The sequence below is a fragment of the Allobacillus saliphilus genome, assembly GCF_018138385.1.
GTDB lineage: Bacteria > Bacillota > Bacilli > Bacillales > Alkalibacillaceae > Allobacillus > Allobacillus saliphilus.
Genome location: NZ_JAGSIE010000028.1, coordinates 13,337 through 32,003, shown reverse-complemented (window position 1 = coordinate 32,003; position 18,667 = coordinate 13,337). Strand labels below are relative to the sequence as shown.

15 protein-coding genes and 2 pseudogenes are annotated in these 18,667 nt (G+C 40.3%); 15 read left to right on the top strand and 2 right to left on the bottom strand.

Annotated elements, in window-relative coordinates:
* Positions 1-3: 3 nt before the first annotated feature.
* On the bottom strand, positions 4-885 hold the full coding sequence (locus KC820_RS09665) for a LysR family transcriptional regulator (RefSeq protein ID WP_212370552.1): 882 nt from the start codon (positions 883-885) through the stop codon (positions 4-6).
* 137 nt (positions 886-1,022) lie between these two features.
* On the opposite strand from KC820_RS09665, the gene hutG reads away from it, so the two are divergent.
* The 5 genes from hutG to KC820_RS09640 all read left to right on the top strand — a co-directional run bounded on the left by hutG (position 1,023) and on the right by KC820_RS09640 (position 7,017).
* Complete coding sequence (hutG, locus tag KC820_RS09660; protein WP_212370550.1) at positions 1,023-1,997, top strand: formimidoylglutamase; 975 nt, start codon at positions 1,023-1,025, stop codon at positions 1,995-1,997.
* Between the two features lie 4 nt (positions 1,998-2,001).
* Positions 2,002-3,657 carry a urocanate hydratase gene (gene hutU, locus KC820_RS09655; RefSeq protein ID WP_212370548.1) on the top strand — a complete coding sequence of 552 codons (1,656 nt, stop codon included), beginning with the start codon at positions 2,002-2,004 and terminating at the stop codon, positions 3,655-3,657.
* Positions 3,658-3,684: 27 nt separating this feature from the next.
* Positions 3,685-4,947, top strand: coding sequence for an imidazolonepropionase (hutI, locus tag KC820_RS09650; protein ID WP_212370547.1), 1,263 nt, complete (start codon positions 3,685-3,687; stop codon positions 4,945-4,947).
* Positions 4,948-5,023: 76 nt separating this feature from the next.
* Positions 5,024-6,358, top strand: a complete 1,335-nt coding sequence (locus KC820_RS09645; RefSeq protein WP_236782605.1) for a YjiH family protein — start codon at positions 5,024-5,026, stop codon at positions 6,356-6,358.
* Between the two features lie 176 nt (positions 6,359-6,534).
* Positions 6,535-7,017: a nucleoside deaminase gene (locus KC820_RS09640; protein WP_212370545.1), complete on the top strand. Its 483-nt coding sequence runs from the start codon at positions 6,535-6,537 to the stop codon at positions 7,015-7,017.
* Positions 7,018-7,398: 381 nt separating this feature from the next.
* Here KC820_RS09640 and KC820_RS09635 read toward each other — a convergent pair whose 3' ends face one another.
* Complete coding sequence (locus KC820_RS09635; RefSeq protein WP_212370544.1) at positions 7,399-7,815, bottom strand: hypothetical protein; 417 nt, start codon at positions 7,813-7,815, stop codon at positions 7,399-7,401.
* A 643-nt stretch (positions 7,816-8,458) separates the two neighbouring features.
* Here KC820_RS09635 and KC820_RS13245 point away from each other — a divergent pair.
* The 10 genes and pseudogenes from KC820_RS13245 to pdxA form a co-directional block, all read left to right on the top strand.
* Positions 8,459-8,569: pseudogene (locus tag KC820_RS13245) on the top strand (nucleoside deaminase); the annotation flags it as partial.
* Positions 8,570-9,085: 516 nt separating this feature from the next.
* Entirely contained in the window at positions 9,086-9,562 is a 477-nt protein-coding gene (locus tag KC820_RS09630) for a hypothetical protein (RefSeq protein WP_212370543.1), read from the top strand.
* Positions 9,563-9,576: 14 nt separating this feature from the next.
* On the top strand, positions 9,577-10,026 hold the full coding sequence (locus KC820_RS09625; protein WP_212370542.1) for a hypothetical protein: 450 nt from the start codon (positions 9,577-9,579) through the stop codon (positions 10,024-10,026).
* Positions 10,027-10,111: 85 nt separating this feature from the next.
* Positions 10,112-10,228, top strand: a pseudogene (locus KC820_RS13240) (nucleoside deaminase); the annotation flags it as partial.
* Between the two features lie 257 nt (positions 10,229-10,485).
* On the top strand, positions 10,486-11,739 hold the full coding sequence (gene codB, locus KC820_RS09620) for a cytosine permease (protein WP_212370540.1): 1,254 nt from the start codon (positions 10,486-10,488) through the stop codon (positions 11,737-11,739).
* 3 nt (positions 11,740-11,742) lie between these two features.
* Entirely contained in the window at positions 11,743-13,005 is a 1,263-nt protein-coding gene (gene codA / locus KC820_RS09615) for a cytosine deaminase (protein WP_212370538.1), read from the top strand.
* A gap of 417 nt (positions 13,006-13,422) precedes the next feature.
* Positions 13,423-15,141 carry a PrpR N-terminal domain-containing protein gene (locus KC820_RS09610; protein ID WP_212370536.1) on the top strand — a complete coding sequence of 573 codons (1,719 nt, stop codon included), beginning with the start codon at positions 13,423-13,425 and terminating at the stop codon, positions 15,139-15,141.
* A 214-nt stretch (positions 15,142-15,355) separates the two neighbouring features.
* Positions 15,356-16,342, top strand: coding sequence for a 2-keto-3-deoxygluconate permease (locus KC820_RS09605; RefSeq protein WP_212370534.1), 987 nt, complete (start codon positions 15,356-15,358; stop codon positions 16,340-16,342).
* 21 nt (positions 16,343-16,363) lie between these two features.
* Positions 16,364-17,665, top strand: coding sequence for a four-carbon acid sugar kinase family protein (locus tag KC820_RS09600; protein ID WP_212370532.1), 1,302 nt, complete (start codon positions 16,364-16,366; stop codon positions 17,663-17,665).
* On the top strand, positions 17,658-18,653 hold the full coding sequence (gene pdxA, locus KC820_RS09595; protein WP_212370529.1) for a 4-hydroxythreonine-4-phosphate dehydrogenase PdxA: 996 nt from the start codon (positions 17,658-17,660) through the stop codon (positions 18,651-18,653). Before KC820_RS09600 ends, pdxA begins: the two co-directional genes overlap by 8 nt.
* Positions 18,654-18,667: the final 14 nt, after the last annotated feature.

The window sequence follows — 18,667 nt, the reverse complement described above, 5'->3', positions numbered from 1 at the left end:
GAGTTATTTAAAGTACGTCTCAATCATTTCAATAAATCGTTTCACAATCGGTGGCATGTACCGATTGTTTACATAAGCTAAGTATACTGTCCGTGAGATATTGTCTTCAGCAAGCGATTTGACGACTAAATTTGTATGTTTTGAGTAGGTGACATAGTTTTCAGGAACGACAGTGATGCCCAATCCTTTCTCAACTAAGCTACAGCTTGTTTCGAATCGTTCAATCTCAAACTGAATATTTGGTTGGACACCTGCTCGATTGAACGCATTCAAAATGTCTTGTCGTGTTTGAAAACCTTCTTTGCAAACAATGAAGCTTTCATTTTCTAAGTCATGTAATTGAATTGTGCGCTTATTAGCCAACCGGTGTCCTGAAGGGATCAGTGTTACGAGCTTTTCCTCATAGATCGGCAATGTTTCAATATCATTTTGAAAAATGTTCTGGTTTGTTATGGCGAGATGTATATCAAAGTTGTATAAAGCTTCCTCGACATCCGACAAACTTAATGTTTCCATCAAACTAACTTTTGCCTCTTCATATTCCTGTTTGAACTGCTTGAGAATTTCAGGCACGAAAAAGATCGTCGATTCGATTAAACCGATGGAAATTCCCAATGGTCCTTGTTGCTTCAATCGTTTCATTTCATCGGTCACATGTTGAAAGTGTTGAAGAAATCGACGTGCTTCCTCGTACAATATTCTTCCTTCATGGGTCAGATGCAAACTCCGCGAACCTCGATTGATCAACGTTAATCCAACACTCTCTTCAAGTTTTTTAATTGTCGCACTTAATGATGGTTGAGAGATATGTAGCTGTTCGGCAGCTTTTGTATAGGTACCAGCTTCGATAAGTGCAACGTAATAGCGTAATTGCCTCGTATCCATTTCTACTTTTTCACCACCTATAGTTAAAAGTAATAGAAATATAGAAAATATGTATTAGTAATTATACTATAAATAAATTACACTAATTACAATAGTTAATATATTCTGAAATTAATCCGAAAGGGGAATTATGCAACATGCGAGCAGAGGAGGATCTCTGGACGGGGAGAGTTGACAGTCATGATGATCCAGACAGTTTCAGATTACATCAAGTCGTTGAGCGAATGAGCGTTGACCAATTGAAAGATAGCGACCCATACTTTGCTTTCATCGGTTTTGAGAGTGATGAAGGTGTGAGAAGAAATAAAGGTCGACAAGGGGCTTCGAAAGCTCCTGATGAAATTCGAAGGCATCTTGCAAAAATCCCAAATCACTTGAAGACACAACTGGTGGATGTAGGTAATATCGTTTGTCAGGGACGTGCGTTGGAAGAAGCACAATCCTCTTTAGGAAACCAAGTGGCCAAGTTACTTGGTAGTCATGGAACACCGATTATTTTAGGTGGAGGCCACGAGACGTTATACGGTCATTACTTAGGGGCAAGAAAACATCTTGGATCGGACAAATCAGTAGGGATCATTAATATCGATGCCCATTTTGATTTACGTAACGACCCAGAACCTTCATCTGGCACAATGTTTCGGCAAATATTGGAGCAAGATCCAAAAGCGGGTTATTTATGCTTAGGCATTCAACGATTCGGTAACACACCGGCATTGTTTCATACAGCAGATCAATTAGGGTGCGAATATGTGCTAGAAGAAGAGCTGGAGCATAACAATTTTGCAGAAACCTTTAACATCATCGATACCTTTTCAGACCGGTTTGACTATATTATTTTAACATTATGTACCGATTCGATTATTGCTTCATCCGCACCGGGTGTTAGTGCTCCTTCACCGACAGGGATTGAACCGAAAACAGCGAAAAAACTACTTCATCATATTTCAAGAAGAAATAATTTATTGAGCTTCGACATTTCAGAGGTCAATCCTATGCTTGATCGTGAAGAGCAAACGGTTCGCTTGGCGTCTTATTTAGTAGCAGAGGTGATGGTAGGGATTGATTCTTGGAAATCTGAAAACGCTTTAAAAAATGAAATGGGGGACTGAGTCAATGAATAAAACAGCAGTTGAGCAATTTCAAGGAACCGAGCTACATACGAAAGGGTGGCTTCAAGAAGCGGCATTGCGTATGCTGAACAATAACTTGAATCCAGAAGTTGCCGAAAACCCGGATGAGCTCGTAGTTTATGGAGGAATCGGGAAGGCTGCAAGGAATTGGGATAGCTACCACGCGATTGTCAAAGAACTGAAGCAGCTTGAGAATGATGAAACGTTGCTCATTCAATCGGGTAAGCCTGTCGTTGTCTTTAAGACCCATGAAAATGCACCAAGAGTCTTGCTGGCAAATTCCAATTTGGTTCCCGCTTGGGCGAACTGGGAGCATTTTAATGAGTTAGACCAAAAGGGATTAATGATGTATGGACAGATGACAGCAGGAAGTTGGATTTACATCGGTAGTCAAGGGATCGTTCAAGGGACGTATGAGACGTTTGCTGAATGTGCGCGTCAGCACTTCGATGGTAGTTTACAAGGGACAATCACGCTTACCGCCGGATTAGGTGGTATGGGAGGAGCCCAGCCGCTCGCGGTGACGTTGAACAAAGGGGTATGTGTTGCAGTCGAAGTCGACCAGCACCGAATCGATCGCCGAATCGAAACAAAATATCTTGATACACAAGCTAAAGATTTAGCTGATGCGCTTGAACTGGCAAAAAATGCCCGTGATCGTGGTGAAGCGCTATCCATTGGCTTACTTGGCAATGCAGCGGAAATTTTACCTGAAATGATTGAGCGAGGGTTTATCCCGGATGTTCTGACAGACCAAACGTCTGCACATGACCCGAAAAATGGTTATGTTCCGACAGACTTGACGTTGGAGCAAGCCAATCTATTAAGAAAAGAAAACCCTGAACGTTATACTGAACTTTCTAGGAAAAGTATTGCCAAACATGTTGAAGCGATGCTCGACATGCAAAAGAAAGGTGCAATCACCTTTGACTATGGGAACAACATCCGACAGGTCGCCAAGGATGAAGGTGTTGAGAACGCCTTTGACTTCCCAGGCTTCGTTCCTGCTTATATCCGGCCACAGTTTTGTGAAGGAAAAGGGCCGTTCCGCTGGGTGGCTTTATCGGGAGACCCGGAAGATATTTATAAAACAGATGAAGTCATTTTAAAAGAATTCAGCTATAACGAATCACTCTGCAATTGGATACGTATGGCGCGCGAAAAGATTAGCTTCCAAGGGCTTCCGTCACGTATTTGCTGGTTAGGTTATGGCGAGCGTGCTCGTTTCGGAAAAATTATTAATGACATGGTGGCAAGCGGCGAATTGAAAGCTCCGATTGTAATTGGTAGAGACCATTTAGATTCCGGTTCAGTCGCATCGCCAAATCGTGAAACTGAGAGTATGAAAGATGGTAGTGACGCGGTTGCCGATTGGCCGATTTTAAACGCACTGATCAACAGTGTCGGCGGCGCGACATGGGTAAGTGTGCACCATGGAGGCGGCGTCGGAATGGGCTACTCGTTACACGCCGGTATGGTCATTGTGGCAGATGGAACGAAAGAAGCGGAACAACGACTGGAACGCGTATTGACATCAGACCCAGGGATGGGTGTTGCACGTCATGTCGATGCGGGCTACGAATTAGCGGAGAAGACAGCTCGTGAAAAAGGCGTTCATATCCCATTACTAGATCAATAAGTCATTTCATAGAGAAGGAGAATTCACATGTCAGAACTATTACTTATCAAAAATGCATCGCAGCTAGTGACGACGAAGGGTTATTCTGATCAACCTGCCAAACGAGAGAAAATGAGCGATTTAACGGTGATTGAAAATGGCAGTGTACTAATGAAGAACGGAACGATTCAAGCTGTAGGCTTACTAGAGGATATCGAAAAAGAACACGCGGAGTTAGTTGCTCAAGCGGAGGTAATTGATGCGACTGGAAAGTTAGTAACGCCAGGATTAATCGATCCACATACTCATCTTGTCCATGCTGGAACTCGAGAGAATGAATATGCGATGCGCCTCAAAGGCAAAACGTATATGGAAATTATGAATGCTGGTGGTGGAATTCATGCCACGACTAGAGCGACGAAGGAAGCAAGCTTCGATCAACTTTATGAAGAGTCGAAGAAGCGGCTGTTTACATTTTTTAAGTATGGGGTCACAACAGTAGAAGCAAAAAGTGGCTACGGACTTTCCCTTGAGCACGAGATGAAACAACTGGAAGTAGCGAAAAAGCTTGCTGAAGACCATGAGATGGATATCGTTTCTACCTTTATGGGTGCGCATGCGATTCCAATGGATGAAAAGGACAACCCGGAACCATTCGTCAAACGTGTCATTGAAGAGATGATTCCTGAAGTGGCCAAGAAAGAGTTAGCTACATTCAATGATGTGTTTTGTGAAAGAGGTGTGTTTACGCCTGAACAATCACGTCGTATTTTACAAGCTGGAAAAGAGCACGGCTTGATTCCGAAAATACATGCAGATGAAATTGAACCGTATGGGGGAGCAGAATTAGCCGCTGAAGTCGGAGCCATTTCAGCTGACCATTTATTGAAAGCTTCTGATGAAGGAATCCGGCAAATGGCAGAGCGTGACGTAATCGGTGTGCTGTTACCGGGGACAGCGTTCTTCTTGATGGCAGAGTATGCCGATGCAAGGAAGATGATCGACCAAGGCGTTGCTGTAGCGCTATCGACAGATGCGAATCCAGGTTCATCTCCGACATTGTCATTGCAATTCATTATGAACCTAGGGTGTTTGAAAATGGGCATGACTCCAGAAGAAGTGTTAGTCGCGACAACGATTAACGCCGCACACGCCATTGGTAAAGCAGAACAAATCGGTAGTTTGGAGGTGGGAAAACAAGCGGATGTAGCTATTTTCAATGTGTCGAACTATCTCAAACTATCGTACAACTATGGCATGAACCATATTGACCAAGTAATTAAAAAAGGGAAAGTAGTCGTAGAAAACTAGATGTTATGTAGTGCAGCTCTGTTAAATCTAAAAGATTTTTAACAGAGCTTTATTTTACCTATGGGAGGTTATGCAAATGGAAGCAGAAAAGCAAGTGCATCAACCACAAGAGGAGCACCACACGAATTGGCAAAATATACTTAAGTTTATCGGTTACAGTTTTTTAGGAGCTTTTATGTTTTTTATCCCCATTACGATCAATGGGTCTTCGAGCATTATGCTTGATCATATGGTGACATTTATTAGAGAGAATTTCACAGCTGTTGTACCGTACTATATTCTAGCGGTTATCGTTTTTGGAGCGGTTTACCCCTTTGCGAATAAAACGTGGAATAAAAATAAAGTCGTTATTGGTTTATCGATGTTTAAAGTAGCTGGAGCCATATTTGCCTTTATGCTTGTGTTTGATTTTGGTCCAGCTTGGCTTTTTAATCCGGATTTAGGCCCGTTTCTTTTTAATAGTTTAGTTACTTCAGTTGGCGTCTTGGTCCCGATTGGTGCTGTTTTCTTGGCTTTGCTCGTCGGTTATGGATTTTTGGAGTTTATTGGTGTCTTGGTTCAGCCAATCATGCGACCGGTTTGGAAAACGCCGGGTCGATCAGCAATCGACGCAGTAGCTTCATTCGTCGGAAGTTATTCAATCGGAATGTTGATCACCAACCGCGTATATAAAGAAGGAAAGTACACACTGAAAGAAGCGTGGATTATTGCAACTGGATTTTCAACAGTATCAGCAACATTCATGGTGGTCGTAGCCAGCACGCTAGACATTATGCACATATGGAATACTTATTTTTGGGTTACATTGTTTGTCACCTTTCTTGTAACCGCTATCACGGTTAGAATTTGGCCATTAAACAAAGTTAGTGAAGACTATTACCAAGGTCAAGAGGGAACGCCAGAAATAGAAGTCAAAGGAAATCGACTTAAAGCTGCGTGGGATGAAGGAATGTCTGTCGCAAATAATTCCTTACCATTAATGAAAAACGTCTGGATCAATTTCAAAGATGGCGTCATTATGGCAGCATCCATTTTGCCAACCATTTTGTCTGTCGGACTTTTAGGGTTGATCCTATCTACTTACACACCTGTATTTGATATAATCGGCTACATTTTCTATCCATTTACGTTATTGGTTCAACTTCCAGAGCCTTTATTGGCAGCAAAAGCAGCAGCTGTAGAAATCGCCGAAATGTTCTTGCCGGCATTGATGGTTGTGGATGCTTCCTTAGTAACGAAATTTGTCATGGGGGTTCTATCCGTTTCAGCAATCATTTTCTTCTCTGCAACGATTCCGACAATCTTGGCAACGGATATCGAAGTCAGTATTCCTAAGTTGATTATCATTTGGATCGAACGAACAATCCTTACGATTTTGATCGCAACACCGATCGCTTTTCTGCTTCTCTAGCAAAAATACAGATACCACAAATGAACCGTGTCACTGATGTCGACGCGGTTCTTTGTTTTTGTGTATGAGAACAAAAAGATGTAAAAGCTGGCTTGCTAAGAACGGGACTTGTAAAATGAAAGGTAGAGTTTTCTTTTAATAGATTATCGATAAAAACAGAGAAAGGTGGAAAATTTATGATTTCAGAAGTGGATATAAAGCACTTACGCCGCTGTGTGGAATTAGCGAAAGAGGCGCTCGAAAAAGGGGATGAGCCATTCGGTTCCATTCTTGTTTCTGCGGATGGGAAGGTACTCCATGAAGACCACAACCATGTAGCTGGCGGAGATCATACCCAGCATCCGGAGTTTGCTTTGGCGCGCTGGGCGGCGAACAATATGAGTCCGGAAGAAAGAAGTGAGGCGACGGTTTATACGTCTGGTGAGCATTGCCCGATGTGTGCGGCGGCTCATGGTTGGGTAGGTCTAGGGCGTATTGTGTATGCGAGCTCGTCTGAGCAATTGGTGGAGTGGATGAATGAAATGGGAGTTGGGCCTTCACCAGTTCGGAACCTACCGATTCAAGAGGTGATTCGCGACGCAGAGGTAGATGGCCCTGTCCCTGAGTTGGCAGAGGAAGTGCGTGAGCTACACGTTCAGCTTCATCGGAAGAATCTTTAATTGGCTGAGTAAGTAGGATGAATGTTAAGTATCGTTACTGGATAACTGGCTTTTTTTGTATTGGAACACTAGGTATTTTTCAAATGTATGAGCGTTCAGTTTATCGAGTTGGTGAGCTGGGGTATGAAGCACTTTACCAAAGGTTTAAAGAGTTGGTCAGAATTGTCGTAATGACAAATGAAGTAAAGAACCGATTCCTAATTAAAAGTTGGGGTTATAGATTCTGGGTTTAATTTGATCATCATAATTTAAGCTTAAAAGTGTGGCTCTGTTAAAGTTAAATATTTATATTTATATAAAAAACAGAACTTCCAAATATTTGGAGGTTCTGTTTGGTTTTATTCTCTTGTTTCACTAACGCTACCCGTTACTACAATTAGGTTAAGGGTTTGAAACAATGGCACTTAATGAGCCACCTATATTGAAAGGTACTTTTTCATTCTTCTCGATAATATTGCCCTTTAAGTCAATCTCCAAGTCAACAACTTCAATGCCCTCTTTAAGATTATGCGGAATTGAAATTTCTTTAGTTTCATTCGATTTAACCTTAGTTTCTTCTAAAAATTCAACAACTTCTCTTTTTGCATTACTATTATTTAATTTTTCCTCATTCAAAGGATAGCTTATTTCCAAAGAAAGGATGTCTAAGTCAAATCCTGATTGATTTGTTAGTTCAATCGTATTAGATTCAACTTCAAAAGTAATATATTCATCATTAAAAGTTTCTTTGTTTTCCGAACAACCTATCATTACACCAAGGAATATTATGAATCCAATTAAAACTGCACATTTCTTCATCATTTTCCTCCGATTTCCTTTCAACTAAACTGCTCCGTTAGTTGAATAAATAAATAACCTTAATACAGTAAACTTAGATAATCTAATTGTATCATAAGTTTCAATGTTTGGAATTATTTTATTATTAACCATTAAGTCGTTCCTCATATTGTTTTTTCCTTAGAGAGTATATTGGGGTAGAAATAACATAGAAAAGAAACCATTCTTCAATCAGGAAATGATAGACCGATTATCAGAACGGATGATTTAGTATTAACATTGCAAGCAATAAAAGTATCGATATAGCTTGAACTATATTATTTACTTTTTTCGTTTCTGGTTTTCCTAAAACCAATCTAACTTGCCAAATAATCAAAATGACAATGGACAATGACCAATTAACTATTAAGATAAAATCCCCCCTTTTTAATTGATGTAAGTACCTGTTTATTTAATGTCATTCTTTATTCAATAGATCCTATCAAGTAGTTCAATAATTGGATTGGATTGTCCTTTCAAAAACCAATGATTTTCTCATAGGAAATCTCGAACTACGAACCAAAAATAATTAAATACTATGGCTGATAATAGGAGTTTAGACGTTACAAAAGTGATACATGTGGACCTAAATTTGCTACTTCACTAAACCATTCAGATGTAGAATTCACTTGTTTACAATTTACCGATTCAAGAGGTGATTCGCGACGCGTAGATAGATGGTCCGGTCCCTGAATTGGCCGCGGAAGTCCGTGAGTTACATCGGAAGTTTCATTAAAACAGTCGATAAATTGAGCTGGTTTAAGTGATGTTAAAAGGGAATAGCTTCTTATCATTTAGTCAAGAAGCATTTGTTCATTCCTTTTATACTGAAATCCTGTTAATGCCGACTTCTACGATAGAAATATCTGTCGATTAATGTAACGGGGGATTCTTTACAACATCACGTGAAATATCCTATCTATGTCTTAGGAATGTTACGGTGAATATGATAGCCAAGTGTATCTTTTATCGACTCTTGGTTTTTTCTCCTGATAAACGGTTTGCTGATTCCCTATTTTTCCAATTTATATTTTTGTATAGACTCAGGAGCAAGTTTGAAAATAATTAGTTTCCTTTAGTAAGAATTATTTGTACTTTTATGCAAAACTACTGAGTATAATAAAACTAAAACTTTCTATATTTTCAATATATTAAGTTTTATCTTTGTATATTTGTGATAGTATTCAAACAAATAATAAAGAAAGGAGAAAATAAAGCATGAAACTTAGGTAAATTCTAAAGAGGTGGGGTAATGTTCAAAAAAATAAGCAAGAGATTTATTTTTAAAACGTTATTTTTACTTTTACTAATTCCTACTTATATGGTTATTAGTGGTGAGCAAGGAATAAATGCAATGCCAGGTGGTTGTGAAATAAAAAGTATTGAGATAAATGTTAGCCCAGCTCCAACTGAGAGTGATACTGAGGATTTTAGAATTATGTGTGGTGGTGCTGGCCAAATAAAATGGAATGGAATAAAATCCTCTGCTAACCTCACCAACCAAACATCTAAAGTTAATAATTACGATAAGTACACAGGGAGAAGTGGAGCATTAAATGACTTTTATAAAATGCCAGGTAAGACTCAAAATTTACCAGACGGTGTATTGACAAGGCAATACGATGGAAAGACTGTAACATATTATCCAAGAGCAACATCTACAGGTAAACCAACTCTGCAATATCCAGCATCAAACTCGAGGGTTTGGGACAAAATTAGATATAAATAAGGTAGTTGATTATAATGAAGAAAAAAAATGGAGAAAAACTCCATGTTTGGCAACCTGACATGACTTTAAAGGGTAAAAACCCATCAGAAATAGTTATGGAGGAAGTGGCTTGCAAGCCCGATTCATTGACCATAATTTTCAAAGACTTTTATAGTAATAGAATAAAAATTGTGTATGATCAGGAATGCCCTTTAGAGTACGTTGTTTGGAGCTTTCGGTATGGAACGGAGATAGGGAGGTCAGATTTGAGTAGGTTAGATCAAGATTTTTCCTATTTAAATTCCGATGAATCCCCATATTTTTTTAAAGTATCTAATTCTTCCTATATTAAGTCATTTGACGATAACCATATAGCTAATAAACAACTTTATCCCACAGTAGAGCATCATTTATATCTGACTGGAGATGATGTTTTTGAAGTAATATCAAACTACGAACCAAAAATAATTAAATACTATGGCTGATAATAGGAGTTTAGACGTTACAAAAGTGATACATGTAGACCTAAATTTGCTACTTCACTAAACGATTCAGATGTAGAACCCACTTGTTTACAATTTACCGATTCAAGAGGTGATTCGCGACGCGGTAGTAGATGGCCCTGTCCCTGAACTGGCTGAGGAAGTGCGTGAGCTTCACGTTCAGCTTCATCGGAAGAATCGGTAAAATCAAGCCACATTTATCTTGACAATCGACGTTCACATTGTAATAATGAGAACAATCACATATAGGTACCTTTAATTCAGTCCAGAGAGACTGACAAGGACAACGGTTTAGAAATGGGATACGTGTATACACGTATCAGCACGTCATTCTATTTCTAAAAGCTTCTTGTCGGTCGGGCAAGGAGCTTTTTTTATGCGAAAATTTGTAAATCTCCTTGTTCGACTTGGTGCCAGTGAAAAGACAAGGAGGAATTGTATATGGATCATGAATTTTCATTACGTGCAGTACCACAATCTCATCGGGTCGGTTTTATGAAAATGTTTGCAGTGATGATGGGATTAACGTTTTTCTCAGCAAGTATGTTGTCGGGTGGCGAACTAGGATTGGGATTAACCTTCCAAGAGTTCATTTGGATGGTGTTATTAGGAAACTTAATTCTTGGGCTATACACGAGTGGCTTAGCGTATATGGCTGCAAAAACGGGTTTGTCGACACACTTGCTTGCAAGATACGCATTTGGTGAAAAGGGTTCGTATTTAGCTTCATTTTTACTAGGCGCAACACAAGTCGGTTGGTTCGGTGTGGGCTTGGCAATGTTCGCCGTTCCTGTGCACAAGGTGACAGGGATTGATATGTGGCTGTTAGTCATCCTTTCAGGTATTGTCATGACGGCATCCGCGTTTTATGGCATGAAAGCCTTGGCCATTTTAAGTTTTATAGCGGTTCCTGCTATCGCAATCATCGGGAGCGTGTCTGTTGGAATAGCAATTGACGATCTAGGAGGTCTGGCCCAACTAGCTAACTATAAACCTGAAACGTCATTAGGACTCGCCGTTGCATTAACGATTTGTGTTGGGTCGTTTGCGAGTGCAGGTACGCTAACGCCGGATTTCGTTCGGTTTGCGAAAACGAAAAAATCAGCCGTCATCATTACATTAATCGCGTTTTTTATCGGAAATTCATTAATGTTCTTATTCGGAGCAGTTGGGGCAATCGCTACTGGATTTGGAGACATTTCAGAGGTCATGTTTGTGCAAGGGTTAATTGTTCCAGCGATTATCGTCCTCGGATTAAACATTTGGACGACGAATGATAACGCGCTCTATGCATCAGGACTTGGGTTTTCAAACATTACGAAAATGAAAAAAAATAAGCTCGTCGTTTTTAACGGAATCATCGGAACAATTTTTGCGATGTGGTTGTACAATAACTTCGTCGGTTGGTTATCTTTATTAGGAGCAGCATTACCTCCGATTGGAGCAATTTTACTTGCCGATTTCTTTATACTAAGAAAAGGTCACTACGCACCGTTGAAAGAAATGTCATTCCCACCTGTTCGTTGGCCGGCGATTATCGCGTGGGGTGGTGGGTTTGCGGCGGCGCAGTTACTCCCTGGCATTCCCCCACTAAATGGCATGATTGGTTCGGTTATCTTATTCACGAGTTTAACATTCGTTGTGGAGCGCGTTATGGGAGCCAAAACGAATGCAGTATTAGGAAAAGAGGTATAATAAATGATTATCCAAAATGCTTCACTAACAAAACGAGAAGGTTTATGGAACATTCATATTGAAAATGGGCTGTTCAAAAAAATCGAACAAGCTAAGCCGGTCGATGGAGCATTGGACGTAGGTGGCAAGCTTGTGAGTGCACCTTTCATTGAGCCACACATTCATTTAGATACGACACTGACAGCTGGTGAGCCAAAGTGGAATGAAAGCGGCACGTTATTTGAAGGCATTGAAACGTGGGCTGAGAGAAAGCAATTATTGACGGTTGACGATGTTAAACGACGAGCGACAAAAGCGATTCAATGGCAGGTTAGTCAAGGAATTCAACATATTCGTACGCATGTAGACGTCTGTGATCCAACATTAACAGCCTTGAAGGCATTACTCGAAGTGAAAGAAGAGATGGCGGATTATGTTGATCTTCAGTTGGTCGCTTTTCCTCAGGAAGGTTATTTATCTTATCCAAATGGGTCAGAGCTGGTTGAAGAAGCATTGAAAATGGGTGCGGATGTTGTCGGTGGCATCCCCCACTTCGAATTTACCCGTGAATACGGGATTAAATCGATGAAAATAGCGTTTGACTTAGCGGAAAAATACGACAAGCTCATCGATATTCACTGTGATGAAATTGATGATGAACAATCGCGTTTTGTGGAGGTTGTTGCAACAGAAGCGTATGAGCGAGGATTAGGCAACCGAGTGACAGCAAGTCATACGACAGCAATGCATTCGTATAATGGGGCATATGTATCGAAATTAATGAAAATCTTAAAGCTCTCGAATATCAACTTTGTCGCCAATCCACTTGTGAATACCCATTTACAAGGTCGCTTTGATGATTATCCGAAGCGACGTGGCGTAACCCGAGTGAAGGAGTTGACTGAAGCGGGTCTCAATGTTTGTTTTGGTCATGACGACATCGTCGATCCGTGGTATCCACTAGGAACGGGGAATATGTTGCAGGTACTCCAAATGGGTCTTCACGTCACTCATTTGATGGGCTATCAACAAATAAATGATTCGTTTGATTATATTACCGAAAATAGTGCAGTTACCTTGAATATCCAGGATCGATATGGAATCGAAGAAGGGAAGCCAGCGAATTTTATTATCTTGAATGCGACGAATCGGTATGATGCGATTCGAACACAAGCAGAAGTGCTGGCCTCTTATCGAAACGGAAGAAAAATTGCAGAAACGAAGCCGAAAGAAATGTCCCTATTTTTAAATGATAATGAGAAACAAATTGATTTTGGCTGGAAGTAAGACTAATCCTACGAAGATGAAAATGGGCGAAATGCATTTAAATAATTCGGTCGTTTTAAAGATAAACCCTTATTTTTAAGCACTACCCACGATTAGAACCTTTCTATTCGGGGTAGTTTATTTTTTTACTCTCTACCCTTGAATAGAGCCTCTCTATTCGAAAATAGTGCATGCTATCCTTGAATAGAACATTTTTTGTGAATCATGCACGACAATGGTTTGCTATCCATCATCCGGTTTTATGACTTCAGTGTTAACCTTCGTCACTTCAGCGTTAATTCGCTCAACTTCAGTGTTAACCTACATCGCTCCAGCGTTTCGTACCCAAATAAAAAAATCCCTCCCACCAGGCATGACATGAAAATCACTTTATGGCATAATACAATTGTTGAAATATGCAACGGATGAGGGGTTTTTATGATTAAGGTTTTACTTGTAGCGCCATACAATGGTCTGGCTGAAACAGCGAAAAATATGGATATTCCAGCTGATATTCAATTAGATACGACAGTAGCAAACTTGGAAGAGGGCGTCATTGAAGCTAAGCGGGCAAAAGAGGTAGGCTATGATATTATTATCAGTCGTGGTGGTACGGCATCACTAATTCAAGAATCCGTTTCCATTCCTGTCGTGCATATTGATATTACTGGCTATGATATGTTGCGTGTATTTACCTTGATCAGTGGTGTGAAAACTGGAGTGGCTCTTGTTGGGTTTAGAAATATTTCTGAAGGTGCAGTGACCATTTGTGAGATTTTAGAGTTTGACGTAAAAATGGTGACGATTGAATCTTCGAGTGAAGTTCGAGCGAAATTAGAACAATTGAAAGAGGATGGCACTGCTGTTGTGATTGGAGATGTCATAACCGTTGAAGTTGCTCAGCGACTTGGCTTGCGAGGTGTCTTGATTACTTCCGGAAGAGAAGCAATTATGAACGCCATCGATGAAGCAAAGCGAATTCATCACTTTTTCCGAAGAGTTAATTACCGTCATCATATTTATAAACAAGCCTTTGAACAGATACCACTTCCATTGGTTTTGGTGGATGAGAAAGGAAAGGTCATCGAACAGAATGAATCATTTGCGAAAATAGATAAGGCGAATGAATTGGTACGAGCAGAGTCCCTATCCAGACTAATCAAGCGAGTTATTGATTATCAACAAACACAGTGGGAAGAAATTGAATTTGAATCGCGCATTTATCAACTTCAAGGTTTCCCTATAAGCAATCGAGAAAAGATTGTAGGGATTCAATTGAATGCATCAGTAAATAACCGTGATGGTGAGCGCGTGATATCAGTGGTGAATGACCCAGCTCATCAACCACTGATCGGAGATAGTGAATGGATTGAACAGCTTGAGGAGAAGGTTGACCGTGCAGCGGCGACCAACGAAATTACCCGTCTTGTAGGGGAGCGGGGAACAGGTAAATATACGGTTGCTCAACAAATTCATTTTAAGCGATTTGATCATACGGCACCGATTGTAGAGATTCAAGGTTCACTTTTTACGAGAGAAACCTTGCCTTATTTAAAGAAAATATTTAACTCATTGACCAGCGGAACAGTGATTGTGAAAAATACAGATTTAGTTACTTATGATATTAAAAAAGAACTTTTGTATCTGTTGACGGACTTATCGAATCAAATAAAAGTGATCACTTTACAGGAAGATTTGCGGGAAACCGATGCGATCACTTATTATGACGACGAGATCATTTTCCTCCCACCCCTTCGAGAACGAAAGAAAGATATATTGGCTTTCGTTGACTATTTCTTGACGGAGATGCATATGGAAAAGGGTAGTGAGACCGTCGGGGTAAATGAGGAAGCGGCTCGGTACTTATTGCAATATGATTGGAAGGGGAATCTTCCTGAATTACGTTCGGTTGTGAAGCAATTAAGTTGTTTAACGAGAGGTTATTACATTGATGTGTCCGACGTGAAAAAGGTTATGAATAAGGATAATCTAGCAAATGAGTCAGTAGAATCATTAACAATAAATGGCACATTGAAAGAAATGGAAAAGCAAATCATTCAGCAAGTATTAATGGAAGAGAATCAAAACCAAACGAAGGCAGCCAAGAGATTAGGGATTAACCGTTCAACATTGTGGCGAAAATTAAGAGATGAATAATAAACACCAATTTATAGGATACTAATATCCAAAGAGAGTCTACTAGGCTCTCTTTTTTTGTTTCATTTTGCAACGAATTTAAGGTATTGAGAACATTTCAGAAAAATATTGTAAAATAATGTTGCAAATTTAATCGGATTAAATTATTATTACACGTGTAACCGCTTTATTGGTGTTAGAAATTTAAACGATTTACATATGAAGGAGGAGAACAATGAAGATTAAAGCAACATTGGATCGAATTCCAGGAGGCATGATGGTTGTCCCATTATTGCTTGCTGCAACACTCAATACATTTGCACCCGATTTATTAAGAATCGGTAACTTCACACAACAATTATTTGTTGATGGTGCAGGAACATTAATTGCCCTGTTCCTTTTGTGTACAGGTGCACAAATTAATCTACGAAACGTCGGTGTCAGCCTCGGGAAAGGTGCGACATTGTTGGCAACCAAATGGTTTGTCGGAGCAATATTCGGTTTACTCGCGTATATGTTCGCAGGAGACAACGGATTATGGTTAGGGTTAGCGCCAATCGCAATTATCGCTGCTATGACCAATAGTAACGGTGGCTTGTACGTCGCGCTCGTTGGACAATATGGTGACAAAACAGATCGTGCAGCTTATTCGCTTTTAGCATTGAACGATGGACCGTTCTTCACGATGGTTGCATTAGCGATATTCGGTGCAATGGGCTTTGTGGACGGGTTGTTCTCTTTCGTATCATTCATATCTGTTTTACTACCAATAATTGTAGGTATGGTTTTAGGAAACTTGGACGACGAAATGCGACAGTTCCTGGATAAAGGTAGTTCAATGCTAATTCCGTTCTTTGCTTTTGCATTAGGTATGGGTATTGATTTCAATGCAATCATTAACGGTGGATTATCAGGTGTTCTACTGGGTGTCGCAACAGTATTCATTACAGGTACTGCGGGTTACTTTGTGTTTAGAGCACTTAAGTGGAATCCGATTGCCGGTGCTGCAGAAGGATCGACCGCAGGAAACGCTGTAGCAACACCAGCAGCGATTGCAGCAGCAAGTGCAACATTTGCAACACACGTTGACTTGGCGACCGTTCAAGTAGCTGCATCTACGGTAACGACTGCAGTTTTACTACCAATCTATGTCGGATTTTTAGTAAAACGTTTGGAGAAAAAAGGTGTGAACATACCGGACGATTATGTGGTGCATGAATAATTTTAAAGGAAGTTATCAACAATGAAATTACAAATAGGAATAATAGCGGATGACTTGACCGGCGCAAATGATTCAGGTGTTCAATTAACAAAAAAGGGAATACCTACGTCAGTGTTGTTTGACATTCCGCAAATATCAAATAGACTTAATCACGGTTTAGTGATCGACACAAATTCACGCGCCTTAACGAAAGAAGAAGCTATATCCATCACAACTCAAGCTGGTGAATACTTAAAAAAATCAGGATTTACTACAATTTATAAAAAAATGGATTCGACATTAAGAGGGCACATCGGTACCGAATTACAAGCATTGGACAACGTTTTTAATCCGGAGTTTATTTTCATTGCACCGGCGTTCCCGTCGCTTGGCCGAACAACAAAAGATGGAATCCACTACGTGAACGGTGTGAAATTAGCAGACACAGAAACTGCAAAAGATCCGAAGCATCCGGTGAAAAATTCATCGATTCAAGCATTGATTGAGGAAGAGATTGGCGTATCGGTTGGCCTGATTCGTCAAGAAGATCTTCATGCAGATCAAGACTCGTTTTCGAAGAAGATTGAGAGCTTTAAGGCTCAAGGAATATCATATCTTGTCTGTGATGCAGAAACTCTCGAGGAACTTCGGGAGGGAGCAAAAAAAATGAGCTCGGTTTCTGGCGATGTCATCTGGGCAGGCTCTGCTGGTTTGGCGGAAGTTATACCGGAAACGTTAGGTCTTCAGAGTGAAGTCGGAGAGCAAGTCGAACGAAAAGTGACACATGTGATGACAGTTTGCGGCAGTTTATCACAGGTTACACAAAAACAGGTTCAATATGCAGCAAATCAACCACAGATTGAAGCCGTTGAAATCGACCCGACCATCTTCTTTTCCGATGAATGGGAATATGCTCGACAAACGTATATTGAACGTTGTTTAGAAGGTTTTGCAAAAGAGAAAGATGTCGTCTTATATGTACCTTCGGATGAACGTGCGCGCGGTGACGTAAAAGCAATCGGAACAAAACTGAATTTAACAAAAAACGCAATTGGTGAGCGAATCTCAAACGGCATCGGTGAAATCGTTGAACAAGTAGCTTTAAAAAATAGAGATCTGAGCGGCTTTGTTTTAACGGGTGGAGACACGGCAAAAGACACATCCCGCCACTTAGGAGGACTAGGTTTTCAACTGATTCAAGAAGTGGAAACGGGTATTCCTTTAGGAACATTGATCGGACCAGAAAAAGACTACTTAGTCATCACGAAAGCAGGTGCTTTTGGAACGGAAGCTTCCATTCACCATGCAATGCTTGAATTAAAAGGAGTTCATAACCATGTCTAACAAGCCAATTATAGGAATAACAATGGGTGATGCAGCAGGCGTCGGTCCTGAAATCATCGTTAAAAGTTTACAGACAGAGAGAATATATCAAGAAGCTACACCAATTGTTATTGGTGATGCAAAAATGCTGAATAAAGCAGTAGAGAGATTAAATATAGAAGCGTCTATTAAAGTGATCGATAAAGATACGGAATTTACAGCAACATACGGTGAAATTGCTTGTATTGATTTAGATATTTTACCAGCAGACCTTCCTTTTGGCGAGGTTTCCAGTGAAGCGGGTCATGCTGCGTTTGAATATCTACGTACAGCAATTGAACTGGCAAACGAGAATAAAATTGATGCAATTTGTACTTTACCATTAAATAAAGAAGCATTGCATAAAGGCGGTCATATTTACCCAGGACATACAGAGATACTGGCGGAATTGACCGATACAAAAGATTTTTCCATGATGCTTTCATCTCCTAAGTTGAAAGTCATCCATGTGACAACCCATGTAGGGTTAATTGATGCGATCAATATGATTGAGCCAGAACGTGTATATAAAGTCATCCGGTTAGCACATGATACATTGAATAAATCAGGAATTGACCAACCGAAAATCGGTGTGTGTGGAATTAATCCGCACGCAGGTGAAAATGGATTATTCGGCTATGGTGAGGAAGAAGAAAAGATCATTCCAGCGATCGAGCGTGCAACAGGGGAAGGTATTGATGTCGAAGGGCCGCTCCCTGCGGACACATTGTTTTTCCGTGCACAACGAGGCGATTTCGATATCGTTGTAGCGATGTATCATGATCAGGGGCACGGGCCAATCAAGGTGTTAGGACTTGAAGCAGGAGTCAATATCACTGTCGGTCTTCCGATTATACGTACAAGTGTAGACCATGGCACTGCCTTTGATATTGCCGGAAAAGGAATTGCAGATGAAAGAAGTATGCTAGAAGCGTTGGACCAAGCAATTGAATTGGCGCCGAGACGATAATCAGAGTTCAACAA